Genomic DNA, 577 nt, shown 5'->3' with positions numbered 1-577 from the left:
AAATCTGAAATCTGAAATCTGATAACTACTTCTTCCCTATTTCAATAATCTCCAAACTCTGAATTTTATCTCCATCGATTTCAAATCGAAGCATTGTTCGCACTTGATGAAAACCTGAAATACCACAAGCACCTGGATTCATGTGAAGTAAATTTAAGGTTTTGTCAAATTGCACCTTTAATATATGTGAATGTCCACAGATAAATAATTTTGGCGGATTCATTTTCAATTCCTCACGAATTGCTTGATTGTATTTGCCTGGATATCCGCCAATATGTGTAATCCAAACATCAACACCTTCACACATAAATCGGTTATTTAATGGAAATTCCATTCGAGCTTTGTCGTCGTCGATGTTTCCGTAAACGACTCGAAGTGGTTTTAGTTTTTTTAAGGTATCGGTTACAACCAAATCACCAATATCTCCAGCATGCCAAACTTCATCTGCTTGGTTTACATATTTCAAGATTGTATCGTCAATATGACTGTGCGTATCAGAAAGTAAAAGGATTTTTTTCATATTATTTGCCGCAATGGCGCTAAGTCACAAAGTTATTTTTTGACACGAATTGCACGA

At 35.2% G+C, this 577-nt stretch carries 1 protein-coding gene; it reads right to left on the bottom strand.

Annotated elements, in window-relative coordinates; translation table 11 throughout:
• Positions 1 to 25: 25 nt before the first annotated feature.
• Positions 26 to 520, bottom strand: a complete 495-nt coding sequence (locus DIU01_RS03375) for a metallophosphoesterase family protein (protein WP_290831838.1) — start codon at positions 518 to 520, stop codon at positions 26 to 28.
• Positions 521 to 577: the final 57 nt, after the last annotated feature.

The organism is Flavobacterium sp., assembly GCF_003525665.1.
Taxonomy (GTDB): Bacteria; Bacteroidota; Bacteroidia; order Flavobacteriales; family Flavobacteriaceae; genus Flavobacterium.
This window is presented reverse-complemented; position numbering and strand designations above follow the sequence as displayed.

Coding starts and splice junctions, on each gene's coding strand:
- DIU01_RS03375 (WP_290831838.1), bottom strand. CDS start 520: ATGAAAAAAATCCTTTTACTTTCTGATACGCACAGTCATATTGACGAT.